The organism is Pseudothioclava nitratireducens (assembly GCF_029210495.1).
Classification (GTDB): domain Bacteria; phylum Pseudomonadota; class Alphaproteobacteria; order Rhodobacterales; family Rhodobacteraceae; genus Pseudothioclava; species Pseudothioclava nitratireducens.
The window spans coordinates 1-2,500 of sequence record NZ_JARGDK010000021.1 but is presented as its reverse complement, the minus strand read 5'-3'; the positions used below and the strand labels follow the sequence as shown (position 1 = coordinate 2,500).

The following is a 2,500-nucleotide window of genomic DNA, read 5'->3' as shown; positions in this document are numbered from 1 at the left end:
AGTTCGATGGATCAGACCCGAAACCGAGTGATCTAGCCATGTGCAGGATGAAGGTACGGTAACACGTACTGGAGGTCCGAACCGACACCCGTTGAAAAGGGTCCGGATGACGTGTGGCTAGGGGTGAAAGGCCAATCAAACTCGGAGATAGCTGGTTCTCCGCGAAAGCTATTTAGGTAGCGCCTCGGACGAATACCTACGGGGGTAGAGCACTGCATGGATGATGGGGGCCCACAGCCTTACTGAGTCTAAGCAAACTCCGAATACCGTAGAGTACTATCCGGGAGACACACGGCGGGTGCTAACGTCCGTCGTGAAGAGGGAAACAACCCTGACCAACAGCTAAGGCCCCCAATTCGTGGCTAAGTGGGAAAGCAGGTGGGACGACCAAAACAACCAGGAGGTTGGCTTAGAAGCAGCCATCCTTTAAAGATAGCGTAACAGCTCACTGGTCTAGATAAGTTGTCCTGCGGCGAAGATGTAACGGGGCTCAAGCCACGAGCCGAAGCTTTGGATGTGCAGCAATGCACGTGGTAGCGGAGCGTTCTGTGATATAGAACGCTGCCTCCTTATCTCCTTCGGGAGTATTGGAGGCAATGTTCTGACTGTGAAGCCGGGCTGTAAGGCATCCGGTGGAGTGATCAGAAGTGAGAATGTTGACATGAGTAGCGACAAACAGGGTGAGAGACCCTGTCGCCGAAAGTCCAAGGGTTCCTGCTTAAAGCTAATCTGAGCAGGGTAAGCCGGCCCCTAAGGCGAGGCCGAAAGGCGTAGTCGATGGGAACCAGGTTAATATTCCTGGGCCAGGAGATGGTGACGGATCCTTAGTGTTGTCAGTCCTTATCGGATTGGTCTGGCAGCTGCGGGGTCCCTGGAAATAGCCCTCCATGAGACCGTACCCGAAACCGACACAGGTGGACTGGTAGAGTATACCAAGGCGCTTGAGAGAACCACGTTTAAGGAACTCGGCAAAATGCCTCCGTAAGTTCGCGAGAAGGAGGCCCGGTTCGTAGGCAACTATGGGCCGGGGGCACAAACTAGGGGGTGGCGACTGTTTACTTAAAACACAGGGCTGTGCGAAGCCGTAAGGCGACGTATACAGTCTGACGCCTGCCCGGTGCCGGAAGGTTAAAAGGAGGAGTGCAAGCTCCGAATTGAAGCCCCGGTAAACGGCGGCCGTAACTATAACGGTCCTAAGGTAGCGAAATTCCTTGTCGGGTAAGTTCCGACCTGCACGAATGGCGTAACGATCTCCCCGCTGTCTCAAACGTGGACTCAGCGAAATTGAACTGTGTGTCAAGATGCACACTACCCGCGGTTAGACGGAAAGACCCCATGAACCTTTACTATAGCTTCGCACTGGCATCAGGATTGTGATGTGCAGGATAGGTGGTGGGCTTTGAAGCGGTGACGCCAGTTGCCGTGGAGCCTCCCTTGAGATACCACCCTTCGCACTCTTGATGTCTAACCGCGGTCCGTTATCCGGATCCGGGACCCTGCGTGGTGGGTAGTTTGACTGGGGCGGTCGCCTCCCAAAGTGTAACGGAGGCGCGCGAAGGTTGGCTCAGACCGGTCGGAAATCGGTCGTTGAGTGCAATGGCAGAAGCCAGCCTGACTGCAAGACTGACAAGTCGAGCAGAGACGAAAGTCGGCCATAGTGATCCGGTGGTCCCGAGTGGAAGGGCCATCGCTCAACGGATAAAAGGTACTCTGGGGATAACAGGCTGATGATGCCCAAGAGTCCATATCGACGGCATCGTTTGGCACCTCGATGTCGGCTCATCTCATCCTGGGGCTGGAGCAGGTCCCAAGGGTATGGCTGTTCGCCATTTAAAGAGGTACGTGAGCTGGGTTTAGAACGTCGTGAGACAGTTCGGTCCCTATCTGCCGTGGGTGTAGGATACTTGAGAGGAGTTGCCCCTAGTACGAGAGGACCGGGGTGAACGTTCCACTGGTGGACCAGTTATCGTGCCAACGGTAGTGCTGGGTAGCTATGAACGGACAGGATAAACGCTGAAGGCATCTAAGCGTGAAGCCCCCCTCAAAACTAGGTATCCCTTGAGGGCCGTGGAAGACCACCACGTCGATAGGCCAGAGATGTAAGTGCGGTAACGCATTCAGTTGACTGGTACTAATTGCCCGATTGGCTTGATTTGATCCAGTAGAAGCCAGGCTTCGGATCAATAGCAGGTATACAATACTTGACTTGGAACGCTTCTTCCTCGGTTTGGTGGTCATAGCACGAGCAAAACACCCGATCCCATCCCGAACTCGGCCGTTAAGTGCCGTCGCGCCAATGGTACTGCGTCTTAAGACGTGGGAGAGTAGGTCACCGCCAAACCTAGAAAGAAGCGAATATCTCTCAAACGATGAAAACAAGACCCGATCGCCAAAAACCCTCGGGCAACAAAACCCGGACGCGGGGTGGAGCAGCCCGGTAGCTCGTCAGGCTCATAACCTGAAGGTCGTAGGTTCAAATCCTACCCCCGCAACCAAAATA

The 2,500-nt window shown here is 54.5% G+C and carries 1 tRNA gene and 2 rRNA genes (1 of these 3 cut by a window edge); all 3 read left to right on the top strand.

Features of this window, described 5'->3' with window-relative positions:
- Positions 1-2,156, top strand: a 23S ribosomal RNA gene (locus P0X85_RS14815); it begins 675 nt to the left of the window's first position.
- Positions 2,157-2,226: 70 nt separating this feature from the next.
- Positions 2,227-2,341, top strand: a 5S ribosomal RNA gene (gene rrf, locus P0X85_RS14810).
- A 77-nt stretch (positions 2,342-2,418) separates the two neighbouring features.
- Positions 2,419-2,495 (top strand) — tRNA-Met (locus P0X85_RS14805).
- The last annotated feature ends 5 nt before the right edge of the window (positions 2,496-2,500 follow it).